The sequence below is a fragment of the Cupriavidus sp. WKF15 genome (assembly GCF_029278605.1).
Lineage (GTDB): Bacteria > Pseudomonadota > Gammaproteobacteria > Burkholderiales > Burkholderiaceae > Cupriavidus.
Genome location: NZ_CP119574.1, coordinates 635,767 through 655,455 on the forward strand (window position 1 = coordinate 635,767; position 19,689 = coordinate 655,455).

The 19,689-nt window shown below is 62.2% G+C and carries 12 protein-coding genes and 8 pseudogenes; 6 read left to right on the forward strand and 14 right to left on the reverse strand.

Features of this window, described 5'->3' with window-relative positions:
* Nucleotides 1–92: 92 nt before the first annotated feature.
* A pseudogene (locus CupriaWKF_RS32925) lies at nt 93–170 on the reverse strand (adenylate kinase); the annotation flags it as partial.
* Nucleotides 155–1,486 carry an ISL3 family transposase gene (locus CupriaWKF_RS32930; RefSeq protein WP_276103524.1) on the reverse strand — a complete coding sequence of 444 codons (1,332 nt, stop codon included), beginning with the start codon at nt 1,484–1,486 and terminating at the stop codon, nt 155–157. The pseudogene CupriaWKF_RS32925 and the gene CupriaWKF_RS32930, both read right to left, overlap by 16 nt.
* Before the next feature lie 79 nt (nt 1,487–1,565).
* Here CupriaWKF_RS32930 and CupriaWKF_RS32935 point away from each other — a divergent pair.
* Nucleotides 1,566–1,793: pseudogene (locus CupriaWKF_RS32935) on the forward strand (IS30 family transposase); the annotation flags it as partial.
* Nucleotides 1,794–2,053: 260 nt separating this feature from the next.
* Here the strand turns inward: CupriaWKF_RS32935 and CupriaWKF_RS32940 are convergent.
* The 9 genes and pseudogenes from CupriaWKF_RS32940 to mdlC all read right to left on the reverse strand — a co-directional run bounded on the left by CupriaWKF_RS32940 (nt 2,054) and on the right by mdlC (nt 11,675).
* Nucleotides 2,054–3,199 (reverse strand): alpha-hydroxy-acid oxidizing protein, encoded by a 1,146-nt coding sequence (locus tag CupriaWKF_RS32940; protein ID WP_276104098.1) that lies wholly within the window; start codon nt 3,197–3,199, stop codon nt 2,054–2,056.
* A 65-nt stretch (nt 3,200–3,264) separates the two neighbouring features.
* A pseudogene (locus tag CupriaWKF_RS32945) lies at nt 3,265–3,446 on the reverse strand (4-hydroxybenzoate 3-monooxygenase); the annotation flags it as partial.
* Between the two features lie 340 nt (nt 3,447–3,786).
* Nucleotides 3,787–4,445: pseudogene (locus CupriaWKF_RS32950) on the reverse strand (3-keto-5-aminohexanoate cleavage protein).
* A gap of 98 nt (nt 4,446–4,543) precedes the next feature.
* Nucleotides 4,544–4,741: pseudogene (locus CupriaWKF_RS32955) on the reverse strand (porin); the annotation flags it as partial.
* Complete coding sequence (locus CupriaWKF_RS32960; RefSeq protein WP_276103526.1) at nt 4,738–5,682, reverse strand: 2-dehydropantoate 2-reductase; 945 nt, start codon at nt 5,680–5,682, stop codon at nt 4,738–4,740. The pseudogene CupriaWKF_RS32955 and the gene CupriaWKF_RS32960, both read right to left, overlap by 4 nt.
* Nucleotides 5,683–5,698: 16 nt before the next feature.
* Nucleotides 5,699–7,081 (reverse strand): MFS transporter, encoded by a 1,383-nt coding sequence (locus CupriaWKF_RS32965; protein ID WP_276103527.1) that lies wholly within the window; start codon nt 7,079–7,081, stop codon nt 5,699–5,701.
* Between the two features lie 271 nt (nt 7,082–7,352).
* Nucleotides 7,353–8,543 carry a 4-hydroxybenzoate 3-monooxygenase gene (pobA, locus tag CupriaWKF_RS32970; RefSeq protein WP_276103528.1) on the reverse strand — a complete coding sequence of 397 codons (1,191 nt, stop codon included), beginning with the start codon at nt 8,541–8,543 and terminating at the stop codon, nt 7,353–7,355.
* 13 nt (nt 8,544–8,556) lie between these two features.
* Nucleotides 8,557–10,005: an aldehyde dehydrogenase gene (locus CupriaWKF_RS32975; protein ID WP_276103529.1), complete on the reverse strand. Its 1,449-nt coding sequence runs from the start codon at nt 10,003–10,005 to the stop codon at nt 8,557–8,559.
* 50 nt (nt 10,006–10,055) lie between these two features.
* Complete coding sequence (mdlC, locus tag CupriaWKF_RS32980) at nt 10,056–11,675, reverse strand: benzoylformate decarboxylase (RefSeq protein WP_276103530.1); 1,620 nt, start codon at nt 11,673–11,675, stop codon at nt 10,056–10,058.
* Between the two features lie 121 nt (nt 11,676–11,796).
* Here mdlC and CupriaWKF_RS32985 point away from each other — a divergent pair.
* Nucleotides 11,797–12,710, forward strand: a pseudogene (locus CupriaWKF_RS32985) (LysR family transcriptional regulator).
* 333 nt (nt 12,711–13,043) lie between these two features.
* Here CupriaWKF_RS32985 and CupriaWKF_RS32990 read toward each other — a convergent pair.
* Nucleotides 13,044–13,298, reverse strand: a complete 255-nt coding sequence (locus CupriaWKF_RS32990; protein WP_276104146.1) for a hypothetical protein — start codon at nt 13,296–13,298, stop codon at nt 13,044–13,046.
* Here CupriaWKF_RS32990 and CupriaWKF_RS32995 point away from each other — a divergent pair.
* Nucleotides 13,293–13,496, forward strand: a pseudogene (locus CupriaWKF_RS32995) (lipoyl synthase); the annotation flags it as partial. The gene CupriaWKF_RS32990 and the pseudogene CupriaWKF_RS32995 sit on opposite strands and share 6 nt — an antisense overlap.
* A gap of 312 nt (nt 13,497–13,808) precedes the next feature.
* Here the strand turns inward: CupriaWKF_RS32995 and CupriaWKF_RS33000 are convergent.
* Together CupriaWKF_RS33000 and CupriaWKF_RS33005 are read right to left on the reverse strand one after the other, a co-directional pair.
* Complete coding sequence (locus CupriaWKF_RS33000; RefSeq protein WP_276103532.1) at nt 13,809–15,269, reverse strand: aldehyde dehydrogenase family protein; 1,461 nt, start codon at nt 15,267–15,269, stop codon at nt 13,809–13,811.
* Nucleotides 15,266–16,212: pseudogene (locus CupriaWKF_RS33005) on the reverse strand (LysR family transcriptional regulator). Before CupriaWKF_RS33005 ends, CupriaWKF_RS33000 begins: the two are co-directional and overlap by 4 nt.
* Nucleotides 16,213–16,600: 388 nt before the next feature.
* Here CupriaWKF_RS33005 and CupriaWKF_RS33010 point away from each other — a divergent pair.
* The 3 genes from CupriaWKF_RS33010 to CupriaWKF_RS33020 all read left to right on the forward strand — a co-directional run bounded on the left by CupriaWKF_RS33010 (nt 16,601) and on the right by CupriaWKF_RS33020 (nt 19,679).
* Nucleotides 16,601–18,049 (forward strand): UbiD family decarboxylase, encoded by a 1,449-nt coding sequence (locus CupriaWKF_RS33010; protein WP_276104099.1) that lies wholly within the window; start codon nt 16,601–16,603, stop codon nt 18,047–18,049.
* A gap of 4 nt (nt 18,050–18,053) precedes the next feature.
* Nucleotides 18,054–18,647, forward strand: coding sequence for a UbiX family flavin prenyltransferase (locus CupriaWKF_RS33015; RefSeq protein ID WP_276103533.1), 594 nt, complete (start codon nt 18,054–18,056; stop codon nt 18,645–18,647).
* 69 nt (nt 18,648–18,716) lie between these two features.
* A complete protein-coding gene (locus tag CupriaWKF_RS33020; protein WP_276103535.1) occupies nt 18,717–19,679 on the forward strand; it encodes a tripartite tricarboxylate transporter substrate binding protein in 963 nt (320 codons plus the stop codon).
* Nucleotides 19,680–19,689 lie beyond the last annotated feature (10 nt).

A 19,689-nucleotide genomic window follows, 5' to 3' on the forward strand; every position in this document is an offset into this window, starting at 1 on the left:
CACGCTATTATCGATGGCCGTGGAGCAGCCAACTTCGGACTTGGGGATGGACCATTCCGCCACATAACCACGCGTATCAAGGCGCCGAGCTGCCAGGCCGAGTAGTAGTCCACCAGTGGACGGGTCTGCTGCGCGTAGATGTCGAGGCGCTTCTTTACCGTTTCTGCACGAAGCGCTCGTGGTCCGCACTCTTTGGCTCCTCGATGGCCAGGTTCCTCCATCCGACAAGCCATCCGAACACGCGCCGGGCCGACGGCATCGGCATCGTGGGCTCCAGGACAAGCGGGGTCTTGCCCAGCGGAAAGAGGAGGCGGGTCACGCAACTCTGCACGCAGGCGGGACTGCCCTTATAGCCGCGCTGCTTGAGTTCTTGCCAGATCAGTTCAGGAAAGCGACAGCCCTGGATGATTCGTTCCTCGATATAGTCGCGATAGGGATCCAAAGGCGTCGGACCCCGCGCCTTGGATGCGCGCTCGGGGAATGCCCCCGCGTGGACGTACTTCTGCACGGTTGCTTTGCTGATTGAGAGTTCGCGCGCGATTCCTCTGATCGTGCCGCCCTGGGCGCGTAGCGCCATCACCTCCTTATACAACGCTAGCCGCGTGGCGCGTCGCTGATCGCTCAGACGCTGCCATGGCCGTTGTGAGCTTCGGCGCGGAATCCCCTGCCGAGCCAGGGTCACCCTACTGACGTTTACTTGCTGGGCGGCTTGGCGCAGTTGTGGCCCGAGTCGGCATAGCAGCCGCTCGACGTTGTCGCGCAGGTTGCTCAGCAAATGCCAGCGATCCGAGACTTGCTTGGCTGCCGGCAGCGCGAGGTCGACCGCTTCGGAATAGGCCCCGGCCCGGTCCCTGGCGACGATCTCGATCGATGGGTGCGCACGCATCCACGCAGCCACTGCAATGGCGTCCCTACCTGCGAACACTTCGATCGGCTCACGTCGCTCCAAGTCGACGATGATCGTTCCGTACTGGTGACCGCGCGCGATTGCCCAGTCATCGATGCCGACGACCCGCGGTTGTGGTTTGCGCTTGCGCTCAGGTACTCTGCGCAATTCTCGCAGCACGGTGTCAGCACTGGTGCGCAAGCCCAAGGCGTCGGCAAGCCGGGCTGCTGCCTCACCACCGAGGGCGTGGCCCAGCGCGTACAACGCCCGAGCCTGCGATCGCGTACGACGTTGATACCGACCGGCCAAGGCGTGGATGTTCTCGGCAAACGTACGACGAGGGCAGTTGGCGTTCATACACTTGGAGCGACGTACCTCAATAGCGAGAACGACCCGCTGCTCGAGCATCGGACGTTCTTCCAGCTTGCGCACATAGCGGCCGTGGAGTCGGTGACTCCAACGATGGCAGGCCGGGCACGGTGCCCTGCGAACTGTACTGCGGGCTTCGACAGTAATGGTCTCCCCTTGCACTTCGCTGGAGACGAAGCGCTTCCCCACACGGGGGAGAATACGATCGATCCCACCGAGAACTTGCCTCATGGTAACGATCAACGTACGGCCAAACCGGCGGGAAATCAAGCCCTCGACCCGGCCGTCACACAAAGTGCGGGAGACCCCCGATATCAAGGCCTATTTCTGCGATCCTAAGAATCCCTGGCAGCGCGGCACGAACGAAAACACGAACGGGCTCTTGAGACAGTACCTCCCGAAAGGAACCGATCTCTCGGTCTATTCGCAAGACAAGCTCAATGCCATCGCCAGGCGGCCCAACGAACGCCCACGCAAGACACTAAATTTCGATACACCGGCTGAACGATTCCATCAAGCTGTTGCGTTGACCGGTTGAATCTGCGACCCACTGCCGCTGTTCCACCTTTGGTACGCCGAGCGTCGGCTGACGGAGTGCTACGACCGCTCGCTCGCTTTGTCGCGACCGCACCGTCGGCCGTTGCCGACTTTCGGCGCGGCTGCCTCAAACGTCTGCAACCGTGAGAGTGTCGAATCTTATTCATAACAAATCCGCCAGCTGGTATGCCCGATGTCATGGGCAGTGTGGGACGATTACGCGCGGGAAATATCACGTCGATGTGCCCCCGTACTCCCTCGCTACACAGGCCGCCGAGCGACACAGCTCCGATTGACTTCCATTATCGAACTGCACCCGACTAGGGCGAGCGTCCGGTCGATTTCTTCTTTGATCATTGCGACGACGTCAGATACACCAGTCTCGCCTTTCGCGGAAAGCCCGTACAAGGTGGCGCGTCCGAGCATTACGGCCTTGGCACCCAATGCGACCGCCTTTACCACATCGCCCCCTCTTCGAATGCCACTGTCCAGAATGAGGTTGGTGGTCGGAGTCCGATCAGAAATGCTCGGCAACGAGTCAATCGGCGCAGGAAGCTCTGCAAGCTGTCGTCCGCCATGATTTGAGACTATGATGCCGTCGGCACCGATTTCCACGCATCGTTCGGCATCCTCAGCCGTCAGGATGCCTTTGACGAGCAGTTTTCCAGGCCAGTCGTCGCGCAAGCGACGGAGGTCGTCCCAGCCGAAGCTCGCGTCCATTTCCCGCCGCAGCGCCGCAGCCTGCGACGCGGTATCAGACGCGTCGTCGGTCGCTAAGTTCTTCAACTGCGGCATGCCATTCGTTAGGTAGGACCAGAGCCAACGGGGATGTGAAATGCCATCGAGAGCTCCTCGTGCAGTGATTTTGAATGGCATAGCGAACCCGTTTCGCAGATCACGCTCCCGAAACCCATTCACCGCAACGTCCGTGGTTAGGATCAACGTCGAATAGTTAGCCGCTCGCGCTCGGCTGACCAAGCTGTTCGCCAGATTCCGATGTACCACGTATAACTGAAACCACAAGTCTCCGTCCGCTCCCTTTGATATCTCTTCGATGGACATATTCGACGCGGTAGAGAGTGCGAACGGAATCCCTGCCTTGCTCGCAGCGCGTGCAAGCGCAAGGTCTCCCTTGGGCCAGAACGCGCTATTAAGGCCTGTCGGCGCTATCACAAGCGGCGAGGAGATTCGTTTTCCCAGAAGCTCGGTAGACTGCTCCCGCTTGCTCACATCGATAAGACGCCGGGGACGCAATTCCCATCTATCAAAGGCAGCACGATTGTGCCTCAGGCCTGACTCGTCGTCCGCCCCGCCTTCCAGATAGTCAAATACCATCCTTGGTAACCGACGCCTAGCCTCAGAACGATAGTCACCGACGGAGAAGAAACCGGGAAATGCTCTTGTCATGATTGCGCCTTGCGTGATTGAACTGAAAAGCGGGAAACGCATTACGTCCGTCCTGGACAGCCTTTCTAGACGACAACGCTTCCGACATAGTTTTCGGCCATGGACTTCGCCGCTGTGCGCGACGTAGTGACGTGTTCGAGTTCGACAAGCTGCAACTGCTCGAAAGGCGACGGGTCGTCGAGACGGTGCATCAACCGCTTATCCAATAGGAGAAGTGTTCAGCGCGCCAGATTCGCGTCAAAGCCGTTGCGTCGGTTCCGTAACCGCAGTATGTATCCGCAAGCGAGGTGACCGTCCCCGCATGCAGGCAGCCATTCCAGGCTCCAAAGGCACGACGGCCTCAAGCGTTGCCACCACCACCTCACTGGCCCTATCTTGGTAAAGAGAAGACCGGGCAAATAGTCCGCACCGGCCGCGTTCCATTCTTCGAGCGTAACGGGAGGAGTAACGTCCAGAAATTCACCTCCACGTGAGACAGGGTAGTTCGTCATTGTATTCAGAATCGGTTCGAGGAGACCGATGCCACGTAAAGTCGGGGGGCTTTGGCCGAAGGCAGCCGCAGTACTACACGAAATGCCGCTTTTACCTCAACTGTGGGTAGGAAGTCCCAATAGTTGCCGAGCTTGCGTCACCGTGGCGACCGGGCGGCCGTATTCTGCGCACAGCCCCGCCACCTGCTCCACCAGCGCGGCATTCGACGGCGCCAGCGTGTGCTTGTCCAGTCGGACGTTGTCCTCCAGGCCGGTGCGGCAATGCCCGCCCATTTCGAGCGACCAGCGCGCCATGGTGATCTGGTCGCGGCCGATGCCGGCGCCGGTCCAGGTCGCGTCCGGCGACAGGCGGTGCAGCGTCTTCACGTAGAACTCCAGCACCTCGCGGTCCACCGGCATCGCACGCGGGTGGGGAAGTTGACCGAACCGGTGGCCAGCGAGGCCATGTCGGGACGCAGCGAGATCATGCCGCCGCGTTCCTTGCCGGCGCCGGAGCGGCCGCCGGTCGACACCTGCGTGATGATGCCGGGCGCGTACTTGCGGATGCCTTCCAGCACCTCGGAGAAGCGGTCTGGGTCGGACGTAGGCGTCTCGTCATCGTTGCGCACGTGGAGGTGGACTAGCGTGGCACCTGCCTCAAAGGCCGCCTGCGTTGACTCGATTTGCTCGCTTATCGTGATTGGTACTGCTGGATTGTCCTTTCTTCGTGGCAGGGATCCTGTGATTGCGACAGAAATGATGCAGGGATTGTTCATGTGATTATTCCGCGGATAGCGAACCTCGACGACGTCATACTCGTGGCATCAATGACTTGGTGGAGTAGCCGCACCTAAGCCGCTGGCCATTGCTTGGATTAGAACTTGTGCCTCATCCCCAGCATCGCCCCCAGCCGCGTCCCGTTGCCGATCGTGTTACCGCCGTTATTGAAGGTCGGCGAGCTGTTCAACGCGATCCACGCTCCTTTCAGATTGGTGTAGTCCACCTCCATATACACGTCCGTGCGCTTCGAGAACGCGTAGTTCAGCATGCCCGCCGTTCCTGATGCGTTCAAGAGAGAGACGGCTGATGCCAGGCAATTACCCGCGCCTCGACGAGGCGCACGAGCGACAGCAGCGTCTCGGTTGTGGGCAGCTTCATGTTTAAACTATCGGCCGTGGCGACCGCTGCTCCATTGATCGCTTCGATCTCGGTGCGGCGTCCGGCCTGAACGTCCTGCAACATCGATGGCTTGTGCCCCTTGTGCTGGGCAATGGCGCCTGCGACATTGGCTTTGCACTTAGCTGGATTCACTTCGATACCGAGCCTCTGTGCGACCGACAGGACTTCAACGACGATTTGCTCTGCGAGCCGGCTACCTTCAGGCGTAGTACCGAGTTGATCGACTGTGCACCCAGTTACGGCGCAGATGCTGTTGAGCGCGGCGTTGAACGCGACCTTCTCCCAAATCGCGGCCCATACGTTGGCGTCCGAACTGCACTGCAGACCGGCGGCCGAGAGCGTCTCGGAGACTGCGGAGACGATCGGTCGGACGTTGCCGTCAGCGGTCATGAGTCTAACGATACCCTGGCCATGTGAGTGCACGTGGCCAGGCGCAACCATGTCGGCCGGCCAGGTGGTCACGCCGATGAGGATGCGCTCTGTCGAGGCGAACTCGCTGATCTTCTCGACGTTGCCCAATCCGTTCTGCAGGGAAAGCACATGCACATCCGGACCAATCAGGTGCTTGACGCCCTGGAGCGCGGCGCCAGTGTGCAGGGTCTTGGTAAAGATCACCAGCAACTCGGGTAGTTCCCGAGCATCCTCAGGCCGGCAAATCTTGAGCGTCTTCACACGCCGATCGCTGTTGTCCGTGACCAATCGCAAGCCATCCGATTGGATTGCGGCGATGTGTGCATCGTTGATGTCGATCAGAGTGACGTCATTGCCGGACTCAGCCAGAAAGCCGCCAAACATCGAGCCCATGGCGCCAGCGCCGACGATGGTAATTTTCATGATTGCCCTCAGGATTTCAGCTAGTGATTGCCGCCGCGGAACCCGGCTTTAGTAGCCCCTCCCGCCTCGGGATGTGACGCCTGACGACAAGGAGCGCCAGCATCGCGAAGACCATCGCGGTGCCAAGTAGGGCGAGATAAGCCATCGCACCACCGGCCGTAATGACCACTGCCCCGGCGAAAGCACTGAGGATCGCACCCAGTCGTCCGAAGGCCAGCGCGGACGCGGTGCCGGTCGCCCTGACGCTGGTGGGGTACATGAACGCACACAGCGCGTACATGGTGGACTGCACTGCATTGACGAACATGCCATGCACACCGAAACCGAAGATCAACAGATTCGTGTCGCGCCCGACATTCAGGGTCTGCATCGCGAATGCACTTGCGGCTGCTCCGGCGCAGCACAGCACCAAGGGCCAACGTGACCCGAATCGCGTTATCGCAACAGCACAGACCAACGCGCCAATGACGCCTCCGAGGTTGTAGGCGGTCAACCCCGAGCCAGCGACGGCCATCGACAATCCTTCTGACGCCAGCATCGTCGGTAGCCAACTGAAGGCACTGTAGACGGCGGTAAGACACATGAAGAAAGCCGCCCAGGTTGCCAGCGTATCGCGCGTCAGACCGTCCGAGAAGAGTGCGCCAAAGCCGGCCCGCTTCTCCACGACCTGTTCCGCTACGTCGGTGTAAGTCACGTTGGCAGCCATCGGACGGCCCATACGCCCTAGCAGCTTGCCCAGTTCGTCCCAGCGTGCCGGATGGCGTGCAAGGAATCGAGGCGACTCCGGCAACGTGAACAGAAGAATGGTGGCCAGCACAATTGGAAAGGTTCCACCGATAAAGAACAGTCCGCGCCAACCGAATGCGGGCAGGATTTCGCCCGCAAAGAGGCCCGCCAGCATGCCGCCGAGCGGCACACAGACGATCGTCGCGGTCACTGCGAGCGTCCTGCGGCGCGCCGGCGTGAATTCGGCCGTGACCGTGGTCGAACTCGGCAGAGCGCCACCGATGCCCAGGCCGGCGACAAACCGAAGTGCGGCCACGGTCAGGACGTCGGGCGCAAGGCCGATGGCGCAGGTCGCTGTGCCGAAGACAAAGACGCTCGAAACGACCGCCATCCGGCGGCCGAATCGGTCCGCGAACAGGCCTGCGCAGGCGCTGCCGATTCCCATGCCAATGAGGCCAGCGGCGACCGCCGGGGCGAAGGCGCTTCGCGTGATGTTCCACTCCTTGATCATCAATGGAATCGCGAAGCCGATGAGTTGGCCGTCAAAGCCGTCCATCACAATGGACAGGGCCGCCAGGAAGACCACAAACTTTTGCATGGTCGTATAGGCGCCATCGTCGAGCAGACGACCGATATCGGCATTGCCCTTGAAGGGAACCGCTTGGGGGCTCATGCGCGTACTCCCAAGTTGCAGGTCGTGGGCAGCATGCGCTGGCATTGGCCGCGCGATGGAAAAGCTTGCGAGCCAACGGCTGACGGGGTTCGATCGATCATGTCTTGTCTCCTGATTGAGCGCTCTGACGTCCTGGCGCCCTGTTAGTAGCAGTCGCAGGGTCCAACCTATACGCCTGCCGGAAGATTGCTTTATTGAGAAAACGGCATACCTCACCACATAGCTTTCTGACAGCCTTCCGCCTCTTGCCGGCGGTCTGACGGACTGAGTCTCAGTCGTCCAGCGCGTCGAATGGCAAGCCGACATAGTTCTCGGCCAGCGCTGTTGAAGCAGCACGCGAGCCGGTTACGTAGTCGAGTTCGGCGACCTGCACCTTGTGCTGGAACTCGTCCGCGTTGGGGAAGCGATGCAGCATCGAGGTCATCCACCACGAGAAGCGTTGCGCCTTCCAGATGCGCCGCAGTGCAGTTTCGCTGTAGCGCTCGAGCAGATCCTGACGGCCGTTCTTGTAGAACTTGCCGATGGCCCGTGCGAGCACTCGTACGTCGGCCGCCGCGAGGTTCAGACCCTTGGCACCCGTGGGCGGCACTACGTGCGCCGCGTCTCCCGCCAGGAACAGGCGGCCATACTGCATCGGCTCCGTCACGAAACTGCGCATGCCGACCACGGTCTTGCTGAATATCTGGCCCTCTTTGGGGGCCCAGCCGTCACGCGTTGCCAGGCGTGCGCGAAATTCACTCCAGATACGGTCGTCGGACCAGTTCTCAATTTTGTCGGTCGGCTCGCACTGCAAGTACATGCGTTGCACATCGGGCGAACGCGTGCTGACGAGAGCAAAGCCGCGATCGCTCAAGGCGTAGACCAGTTCGTCTGATGACGGCGGTGCCTTGCACAGGATCCCGAGCCATCCGAAAGGATAGAGCCGCTCAAAGCCGCTAAGTACGCCTGTCGGAATCGATGGGCGACTAACCCCTTGCGTGCCATCGCAGCCGGCGATGAAGTCGGCCTCAATTGTCTGCAGATCGCCGCCCCATTGACGAAATCGCACGCTCGGTGACGTCGAGTCGAGGTCGTGGATGCTGACATCGGTCACTTCGAACCGAATGTCGCCACCCGTCGTCAGGCGCGCTTCCACCAAGTCCTTGATCACCTCGTGCTGTGCATAGACCATCACAGCCTTGCCGCCAGTGAGTTCTGGAAAATCGATGCGGCGATCATTGCCGTCGAAGCGCAGGATCGTTCCTTCGTGCCGAAAGCCCTCGCGCTCCATACGTGCGCCAACGCCAATCTCTTTCATGAGATCAATCGTGCCCTGCTCAAGCACGCCGGCGCGGATCGTGGCCTCGATGGCTTCGCGGCTTCGGGTTTCGAGGACAGTCGACTCGATGCCTTGCAAGTGCAGGATGTGGGACAGCAGAAGCCCGGCCGGGCCGGCACCGATGATGGCAACTTGTGTTTTCATTCCGGTGTTTCTCTCAGAAGGGGTAGTGACGCGGGGTCGTTTGAACGGTCACCCATCGCAGATCGGTGAAGGCCTCGACACCGGCTTTCCCGCCGAAATGGCCGATGCCACTGCCTTTGACGCCGCCAAATGGCATCTGCGCTTCGTCGTGCACCGTGGGCCCGTTCACGTGGCAAATGCCGGACTCGATGCGTCCCGCTACCTGGATGGCGCGGGCCACATCACGGCCGAAGACCGCGGCTGCGAGGCCGTATTCGTTATCGTTGGCGCAAGCGACCGCCTCTTCGACGCCACTGACACGCACGATGGCTTTCACGGGGCCGAAAGCCTCCTCGCGGAAGATGCGCATGTCCGGCGTTACGTGGTCGAGCAGGGTCGCGGGCATCAGCGTGTCGTTCGCCTTGCCACCCGCTACGAGCTTCGCGCCTTTCGAAAGCGCATCATCGATCAGTTCGTTGCAGCGCTTTGCCGTGCTCATGTCCACGACTGAGCCGAGGACCACCGGGCCAAGACGGGGATCACCGAGCGGAAGACTCGATGCACGTGCGCTCAGCTTGGCAACGAAATCATCGGCGATGGCCGAATCGACGACGATCCGCTCGGTCGACATGCAAATCTGTCCCGAGTTGGCGAACGCACCGAACACGGCCGCGTTGACGGCGGCATCGACATCGGCGTCGTCGAGGACAACCAGCGGCGCCTTGCCGCCGAGTTCGAGAACCACGGGCTTCAGGTACTTCGCACAGGTCGCGGCAATGAGCTTGCCCACGTGGGTGGACCCCGTGAAGTTGACTCGTCGCACAGCCGGGTGCGAAATCATGGCTTCGACTACAGCAGCGGCGTCGGCCGGCGCATTGGTGACAAAGTTCACCACGCCCTTGGGTAGCCCGGCCGCTTGCAGTGCCTCGATGATGAGGCCGTGTGTCGCAGGACAGATTTCGCTGCCCTTGAGCACCACCGTATTGCCACAAGCCAGTGGCGTCGCGATGGCCCGTACAGCCAGGATCACGGGCGCGTTCCAGGGAGCGATGCCCAAAACGACTCCCGCAGGCTGTCGCACACCCATGGCGAGGTTGCCCGGCACGTCGGAAGGAATGATCTCGCCGCCGATCTGTGTGGTCAGCGATGCGGCCTCGAGAAGCATACCGGCCGCAAGGTGAACGTTAAAGCCTGCCCAGATCGCCGACGCGCCGGTCTCGGACGCTATTGCAGCCGCGAACGCCTCGGCTTTCGCTTCGAGCGCTTGTGCGGCCTTCGTCAGCATCGTTCTACGCTCGGTTGGGCCCGTGTGCGACCAGGTCTTGAAGGCCGCGGCGGCAGCGTCGACGGCCGCGACCGCGTCTTCCTCGGTGGCCGCGGGCGCGACCGTCGCAACGCTGCCGTCAAGCGGATTGCGCCGCTCGAAGGTGGCGCCATTGCGGGCCTGGACTTGCTCACCGTTGATCAGCATCGAAATCTTCATTGGTTTGTCTCCGGAAGGGTCTTGTATGGAAGCGGGAGTGGGCGGTGTGCTCAGGCGACCTGAACCTCCACGATGTTTGGCGCCTTGCCGGCCATGGCAAGGTCAAGAGCCGCCCGCAGATCGCCGGGATCGCTGACGCGTGTGGCAGCGCATCCCATGCCCTTTGCCAGCGACACGAAATCGATGTCGGGCAGTTCCGTTCCCTGAACGACATCGGTTGCAGAGAACCCGAACACAGGCGCGAAATCCTGTAGCGCTGCGTACCTACGGTTGTTCAGGATCACGAAAGTGATCGGCAGCTTGAGTTGCGCTGCGGTCCACAGCGCTTGTATCGAGTACATGCTGGAACCGTCGCCCATCAGGCAGATCACGCGGCTGCCCGGTTTGCCGAGCGCTACGCCCACTGCTGCCGGCATGCCGTAGCCGAGACCGCCGCTGTCCATCGTGAAGAAAGTTTCGCTGCGGGTGATTGGCAGATAGGCTTGCATCACCGGGCGCGCGCTCGGTGCTTCCTCGACCACGATGTCCTCGGGCGCTTTTACTTCCGCTAACGTCTGAACGACATAGGCAACCGACATCAAAGGCGAAGGCTCTGCCCGTGGCGCCTTGATCCTTGCCGGCGGCACGGCCCGATCCTGGGGCGCGGGGCGGGCGAGCAGATCAAGTACTCCCAGGCGGATGCTGCCGACAGCCGACATTCCGACCGGCGTCCAAGCCGCGGTATCCGGGTCCTCGGTTAGCTGGCACAACGTAGCACCGCGTGGAATGTGTGGTCCCGCGCCTTCGACGTGATACGCGAACGCGGGCGCGCCAATGGCCAGGATCAGGTCATGGTCACCGAGTAGTTTGACGATCCGCTCGCGCATTGCGGGCAGGAAGCCAGCGAACAACCGATGATCCTCGGGGAAACTGCACCGGCCAGACATCGGCGCCGCCCACACGCGGGCGTTGTGCGCCTCGGCCAGAGCAACGACCTCGTTCCACGCGTTGTCCCGATCGATCGCGGCACCGACGACGATCGCCGGTCGATGACTTGCATCTAGCGCGTCGCCGATTTGTGCCAGAACGGCAGGCTGCGGGCGAAGCTCCGTACTCACAACCCTTGCCGGCACCAACTCTGCTGGCTGGTCCCAGTCGTCTACCGGCACCGACACGAGCACAGGGCCACGGGGCGGCATCATCGCGATGTAGTACGCCCGCGCGATGGCCTGCGGCACGTCTTGAGCGCGCGCTGGCTCGATGCTCCATTTCACATAGGGCTTGGGGAGTTCAGTGGCTTGGGTGGAAGACAGGAATGGGTCGAAAGGGAGGATCGAACGCGCCTGCTGGCCTGCCGTGATGACCATCGGCGTGCGATTTTTGTGAGCGGTAAAGATGTTGCCCATCGCATTGCCCACGCCTGCTGCCGAATGCAAGTTCACGAAGGAAGCGTTTCGCGTTGCCTGGGCGTAGCCATCCGCCATGCCGACCACGGTAGCCTCCTGCAAACCGAGGACGTAGCGGAAGTCGTTTGGGAAATCGCGAAACATTGGCAGCTCAGTCGAACCGGGGTTCGCGAACACGGATGTCATGCCGAAACGACGCATGAGGTCGACGACGGCGTGGCGGACGGTGACGGTGCTGGGTTGCTTGGCTGCTTCGACGACGGCGAGGGGTACGGGTCCGGTCATTTCGCGCTTTCCTTCTGTTGTGCACTGGACGAGTCGCAGCGCTTGTCTCGATGGCACAAGTGTGGAAGTTCGTCGCCCTCATGAAAATTGCTTTTTTGAGAGAAAATCATTACCGTTAGGCATGACTTTCGATCTCCAATATCTTGTCGCCTTCAACGCCATCGTTTCGTCCGGAAGCCTTGGTCGCGCGGCTCACGCCTTGAGTGTGACGCAACCGGCTCTTAGCCGCACGATTCGCCGGCTCGAGGAGCAGGTTGGCGCACCTCTGTTCGAGCGTCACTCAAAGGGGATGCAGTTGACGGACGTGGGCAAGGCGTTGCAGCCCCACGCGCTTCTTTTGCAACGCGAGTCTGAGCATGCGAATGAGCACATCAAGGCGATGCTGGGCTTGGCAAAAGGAACGATTCGAGTCGGCGCGGTCGGCAGCATTGCCTGCCTGGTGCTTCCATTGGCAATCGGCAGCACATGCAAGAAGTGGCCAAATCTTCAAGTCCAGATCATCGAAGGAGTCTGGGATCGCCTTGCTGATGCGCTTGTCTCGCACGAAATCGATCTGGCGCTGGGGGTCGAGGTTGAGGACACTGACGAGATCGTCGCTGTCAAGGATTGCCGTTGGGAGGACACCAGCTACGTGGTTGCTGGTCGGCGCCATCCTTTGCGAAAAAAAAAAAACCAAATCTGGAGCTCGCTGATACGCTGCAAGAGCGTTGGGCCATGCTTCCGAAAGGAACAGCGCCTTTCGAGCACATGAAGAAAGTTTTTTCGCGACAGAACCTGGCGTTGCCCAATGTCGTCGTCGAAACACGCTCCATCACTGCGCTCAAGAGCTTGATTGGCCATTCAGGTTTCCTCGGCTGGATGCCCGAGCCCATGTACGACGCCGAGCGGAAGGCGGGGCTCATCGACGCACTGGAGATACCAGGCGCCAGCGACAAGAGAGTTCTGACTGCGTTCCGTCGAAGGGCCGGCATGCTGCCCGGCCCTTCCATCAAGCTTCTCGAGGAATTACGCGCTCTAACGGCGCAACTACCGTGATTGTCGTGACGTTGGTTGAGCGGATCTTCGGGGACCGCGGTGGCTCGCTCGGCACGCCTGTGAAAGACTGAATTCTGGCCTCACACCTGCTGTGAGTTGCCGATGGCGACCGACAGCAACGGGATCCCAAAGCGATCTTCGGAGAAGCGGGGGCGGGGAACCGGATACTGAGTTGCTGTGCTGAAGTAACTGCAACCCTGCGCCGATGACGATGTCAGGGTGCTCTTCTTCCGTCAGGTGCAATGACCACTGTGCCCTCTGCGCGGCCGCCGGACAACTGGCGCCAAGAGTGCGACTTTGGCCGGGCCGCCGCTAGACACCCAAAAATCTACTTCAAGCAACTGCTTCAGAGAAATGCGAATTTCGGCTTATGCCTAACGGATCCGGCCCGCATGACATGTGTCGCCCCGAAGCTCCGTAAGCTGGCAGGAAATGCGCATTGTCGAAGATGAAGCGCGCCAGCTCGATCAAACCGTTGTCGCTCATGGCCAGAGCAAAACGCAGCACGTTGCGCAACTGCCGGACGTTGCCGTGCCATGAATGGCTTCGCAGCAACGCCAGCGCCGCCGGCGCCAGTTCTGCGCGCATATCGATATGCTGACCATCGGCCAGTACCTGGCGCCGTCGAACCACCACCTGCCGGTGCTGCGCTACGTCCATCCCGACACCTTCAAGATGTTCGAGGAAGAGGCCTACAAGATGGGCTTCACCCACGCCGCCGTGGGCGCGATGGTGCGCAGCTCGTACCACGCCGACCAGCAGGCGCATCAGGCAGGGTTTGCCTGAGCGCTCACCTTCAACAGCCGCTTTTGACGAAATCGACCGCGCCAAAATTTCAATTAACCGCCAGAGAGCTCAACAACCACAAAACGGATGACTCCGTTTGTTTGCGTCAGAGAGTGTTGAAACTGAAGCAGACCTCCGTGACTGGCTGTTCGATGCCACTAATCTACGAAAACTACGGTCGATCATGGGCATCGGGGACGACGATGGGAGGCATGGGCAGAAGCGGGGCAAGGGATTGAGGGCCAGGGGCACGGGTCGGCGGGCGCGCTGCTGTCGTATCCGCAGTCGACGTGCGAACCCGCTTGCCGCGAATCACGCCGCGCAAACTCTGCTGGTTCCTTGCGGCACGCCCGCCTGGATGCAGATGTGCTTCAACTCGGTAAAGTCGGCCAAGGCGTCGTACCCGTGGAGCCGTCCAAGTCCGCTCTGCCGATAGCCGCCCGTCTCCGCTTCGGCGAACAGGCGGTTGTGGTCGTTGACCCAGACGGTGCCGTTTCGCAAGGCCCGCGCAAGCCGCATGGCACGCTCGCCTTGTTGTGTCCACACGCTGGCGGACAGGCCGAAGACGGTGTTGTTGGCTTTTGCCAGTGCCTCGTCTTCGGTCGCGAAGGTCTCGAGCGTGGCGAACGGACCGAAAATTTCCTCTTGGCAGAAGAAGGCATCGGGGTCGCTGTGTTCCACCAGCGTGGGGCTCAAGAAGGCGCCACGCGCTAGCGCGCCGGTTGGCACGGCGCCGCGCAGCAGTACCGAGTCGGCCTCGTCGCAGGCGCGCTCGACGAGGGCGCTGATCGCTGCGCGCGTCGGGTAGTCGATCAGCGGGCCGATTTGCGTGTCTGGCTCGATGCCGGGGCCGAGGCGAAACGCGGCAAGGGCCGCAGTCAAGTGCCTGCGCATCTGCGGTGCGATGGCCTCGTGTACCAGTATGCGCCGCGCCGCCGTGCATTGCTGGCCCGAGATGATGGTGGCCGCTAGCGCTAGCCGTTTCGCAACCGCCTCCGTGTCGACGTCATCGAACACCAGGCAGCACGATTTCCCGCCGAGTTCTAGCGAGAGCTTTTTCACACTATCCGCGGCGGCAATCATGATCTTCTTGCCGGTCGCGGTAGATCCGGTAAAGCTCACCACATCCACGTCGTGCGAACGCACCAGGCGGTCCGATGCGGCATAGCCCGTTTCGCAGACGAAATTGACGGCGCCGGCCGGCAGGCCGGTCCGCTCGAACAAGCGCAGCGTGGCCGCTGTGAATAGCGTGGTTTGCGCAGCAGCCTTGACCACTGCCGTGCAGCCGGCGGCGAGCGCCGGTGCGAGCGAGCGCACGAGCAGCACCGCCGGCGCGTTCCAGGGGACGATGATGGCGGCGACGCCGGCCGGCTCTCGCAGGATGGTCGATATCGTGCCGGGCTCCGGCTCCAGCACGTGGCCCGGAATGTGCCGCGCCAGCCCGGCGTAATAGCGGACTTCCGAGATGGCGGCGCCGATCTCGCCCCGGGCCTGCGCGATGGGCTTGCCGTTTTCGGCGGTGAGCAGTCGGGCCAAGGCCTCTCGCTCTCCTTCGAGCGCACCAGCCCAGGCGAGCAGCACATTCTGCCGCAGGCGGGCATCGTGGCCCCACGTCGTGCGTTCAAAGACGTGCCGCGCGGCGGCAATGGCAGCGCCGGCTTCCGTCGTCCCGCCGTCCGGGAATTTTCCGATCAGGGTTCCGTCCGCGGGGTTGATGCTATCGGCACAAGGCTCGCCGGACCAGGTGCCGGAAATCCAGTGTTGCGCGTTCATTCGTTGTTCTCCTTGTTCGAGTCTGGACTGTCGGAAGACGCAGCGGCACGCGACGCGCGCTGGATCTCGCCGGAAATGATGCCGATCAGCGCTTCCGCGGCGGTGCTGGGCGGGCGGCGGGGGTGACTGATGCGCACGATGTGCCGGACAAGACGAGGGGCGAGGATGGAGTGCGCACGCAATGTGCCGTGGCCTACCGCGCGCTGCACCGCTATGCGGGGCAAGATGGTCGCCATGTTCGTCGACTCGACCAGCTTGACGATCGTGCCGAGCGCGTCGACCTCGTATTTCGGTGTGAGCATCAGGTCGAACTGGTGCGCCGCGCTGTCGAGAACGCCGCGCAGGCCGTGGCGTTTGGTTGGCAGGACCAGTTCCACCTGGGTAAGACTGGGCAACTGGACCGAGGCGGGCAGATCCGGGCCGTGGGCGGCGCTCGTTGCCAGCACCATTTCCTCGTCCAGCAGCGGCCGGGAGTCAAGGGACAATTTTGGGCGCGGGGCTTGTTGATGATGGCCACATCCAACTGACCGCCCGCTACCCAATCGATCAGCGTCGTGCTGTAGCCGTCAGCCACGGTCACCTCCACTTGCGGGTAACGCGCGCGGAAGCGGGCGAGCGACTCGGCGAGCGCGCCCTCCGCGATCGAGGCGATCAAGCCGATTGTGATACTGCCGGAAATGATCTCCTCACGTTGCACCAGTTGTTCACGCGCATGCGTGATGTCGCGCATGATGGGCAGGAAGAGCCCGTACATCTGGCGGCCTGCCGGGGTTGGCGACATGCCGTGCGCGCCTCTTTCGAATAGCTTTTGATTCAGCTCTTCTTCGAGTTTTGCGATCTGCATGCTCAGTGCAGGCTGCACGATATGCAGTCGCTTGGCCGCTCGCGTGACGGAGCCGTCCTCGAACAGTGCAATAAAGTACTGGATTTGCTTTAAGTCCATGTGCCAGGTGTGCCGCATTAATCCATCATTAATAGTGATACATGAGATCAATTTATGTGAAGCGGTGATTTCGCGGCGCGGGGCGAGAATGCCGTTAAATGCCGCTGATCGTGCATTTCCTCGCGGCAGCGGAAAAAAAGCGGGGCGCTTCCGGGGGTCTCTCTATTAGCGTTGCGCGCTTGCAGCGTGTCATCAGGTCAAATACTTATATCAACAACGATGATATTTCGAATCAATAAACACTATTAGACCTGATGTAGCTTCCTGACTAGGCTTGCCTCACCTTGCGTGCGGTGGGCCAGTCAGGACCTGGGCCGCACGCCGACGACTCAGGAGCAATGCAATGTTCAGGCACATAGCCGAATCAACGTACCGCGCGCCGGAACCCATGGCGTTGCCGGAGGAGGCGCTGACCCTGCGCAGCTGGCTGCGCCACCTTGGCAACACCGGCAGGCTGGCGGCAATAGACGAGCCGGTTGCGCTTGAGCACACCCTTGCCGCGGTCGCCAAGCGGCTGGATGGCGAGCGCGCGGCCTTCTTCAACCGGCCCGGTGGCCATGCGATTCCAGTGGTGAGCGGATTCATGTCTCGCCGCTCGTGGATCGCCGAGGCGATGAGGGTGCCCGAAGACGGCTTGCTGGAACGCTTCCGCAGTGCGGCCGCGCAGCCCCTGCCGGTGCGCGAGATCGCCCAGTGCGAGGCAGCGTGCCAGCAGGTCATCCACCTGGACAAGGTGAACCTACACGAACTGTTGCCCATCCCGACCCACAGCGAGCACGACAACGGTCCCTATATCACGGCCGGCCTGGCCATCGCGCGAAACCCGCGCTCGGGCGTGCAGAACGTCTCGATCCACCGCATCCAGGTGCATGCGCCGGACCGCATGGCCATCCTGATGCTGCCACGCCATCTCGACGCGTTCTACCGTGCGGCCGAAGCATGCGGCGAGGCGCTGCCGATCGCCATCGTCATCGGTGTCGATCCTCTCACCATGCTGGCTTCGCAGGCCATCACACCGATCGACCATGACGAATTGGAGATCGCCGGCGCGCTGCATGGGGCGCCGCTTCCCGTGATCAAGTGCCGCACCAGCGATGTGCGCGTGCCGGCCAATGCCGAGATCGTGATCGAGGGCCGGCTTCTGCCCGGCGAGCGCGAGATGGAAGGACCCTTTGGCGAGTTTCCCAAGTACTACAGCAGCGCCGAGTTGCGCGAGGTCATCCAGGTCGATGCTGTCACGCACCGGCATCGCCCGATCTATCACACCATCGTGCCGGCGGAGATGGAGCACCTGCTGCTTGGGGCGATTCCGCGCGAGGCCACCTTGCTGGCACATCTGCAGCGCAGCCATCCCGGGGTGCAGGATGTGCATCTGTCAGTGGGCGGCGTATGCCGGTACCACTTGTATGTGAAGCTCGACAAGAAGCGCGAGGGCGAGGCGAAGAACGTCATTCTCTCAGCGTTTGGCGCGCATTACGACATCAAGCAGGTGATCGTGGTGGATACCGATGTCGACGTCCACGACCCCGCCGAGGTCGAATGGGCGGTCGCGACGCGCTTCCAGGCGGACCAGGACCTGGTGGTGATCGCGGGGGCGCAGGGCTCGGTGCTCGATCCCTCCACGACCGTCGCGGCCAGCCTGTCCGGTATCGACAACCCGGAGCCGCACCTGCAAGGCATCTGCGCCAAAATGGGGCTCGACGCGACCCGCCCGGTCAAGTATTCGGGGCATGTGTTCACGCGCGTGCGGATTCCAGGCGAGTCGACCATCGATGTGCAGGCGCTGGTGTCGGCCGACCCATCGCGCTGGAAAGCGTATCTCGGCGATGGAGCGTGATGCCATGGCCAGCCAGAAACGCATCATCGTCGGCATCTCCGGCGCCAGCGGCGCCGCCATCGGCGTCAACCTCCTCAAGGCGATACGCAGCCTGGACAACGTCGAGTCGCATCTCATCGTGTCGGCTTCGGGCATGCTCACCGCGACCCAGGAACTCGGCATCAAGCGCAGCGAGCTCGAAGCGCTTGCCGACATCGTGCATAACGTGCGCGATATCGGCGCGACCGTAGCTAGCGGCTCCTTCGTGACCGCGGGCATGGTGGTTGCGCCGTGCTCGATGAAGACGCTGGCATCGGTGGCCAACGGGTACTCCGACAACCTGCTGACGCGTGCCGCGGACGTGGTGCTCAAGGAGCGGCGGCGCCTGGTGCTGGTGGCGCGCGAAACCCCGCTGAACCTGGCCCATCTGCGCAACATGGTGCACGCCACCGAGATGGGCGCGGTCGTGATGCCGCCCGTTCCCGCCTTCTACACGCGTCCGGTCAGCATCGAAGACGTGGTCAATCACACCGTGGGTCGCATCCTCGACCTGTTCCAGATCGAGCACGACACGCTGGCCAGCCGCTGGTCGGGGCTCGCTCACGATTTCGCCGGCTGAACGCCAGCGCAGCGAACCGGGGCGTCGATCCTGGCCGCGCCTTGAATACTGAACCAGCAGGAGACAGACATGAAAACGTGGCTCGCCCATGCCGGGCTCGCTTTGCTGTTGGCAACGGGACTTGCCCATGCGGACGGCTATCCCGCCAAGCCGATCCGCATCGTGGTGCCGTACCCGCCCGGCGGCTTTAACGACACGCTGGCCCGCATCGTCGGCAGCCGGCTCACCGCAGCCTGGGGCCAGCCCGTGGTGGTGGACAACAAGCCCGGGGCGGGCACGATCATCGGCACCTCGTTCGTGGCCAAGGCCGCGCCCGATGGCTACACCCTGCTGGTGGTGCAGTTCCCCTTTGGTGCCAATCCCTGGCTCTATAAGTCGCTGCCTTACGACACCCTCAAGGGCTTCACGCCCGTCATCCTGGCTGGGCAGTCGCCGATGACCCTGGTGGTGACAAGCGGGTCGCCGATCCGGTCCGTGGACGATCTCGTCAAAGCCGCGAAAGGCATGCCCGGCAAGATCAACTATGGCTCGTCGGGCAGCGGTTCATCCAATCACCTTGCCATGGCGCTGTTCGAGCGCAGTGCCGGCGTCTCGCTTGCCCAGGTGCCTTACAAGGGCAGCACGCCCATGCTGACCGACCTGGCTGGCGGGCAGGTCGAAGTGGCCTTCGACGCCTTGCCCCATGTGTTGCCGTTCGTGAAGTCCGGCAAGGTACGCGCGCTCGCCGTGGCGGACCGGAGCCGCTTCGCGTCGCTTTCCACAGTGCCCACCATGGCGGAGAGCGGCCTGCCCGGCTACGACGCGTCATCGTGGCACGGCATTGTCGCGCCGGCCGGCACGCCCCCGGAGACCGTGCGAAAGCTGAACGCGCAGATCAACGACGCGCTGCGCACGGCGGAGGTGCGCAACATCTTCCACGACCAGGGCGTCAGTCCGGCCGGCGGCAGCCCGGCGGACTTCTCGGCGTTCATCGGCAAGGAATTGGCGAAGTGGAAGCAGGTGGTGCATGACGCGGCGATCCCCTTGCAATGACGCAGCAACG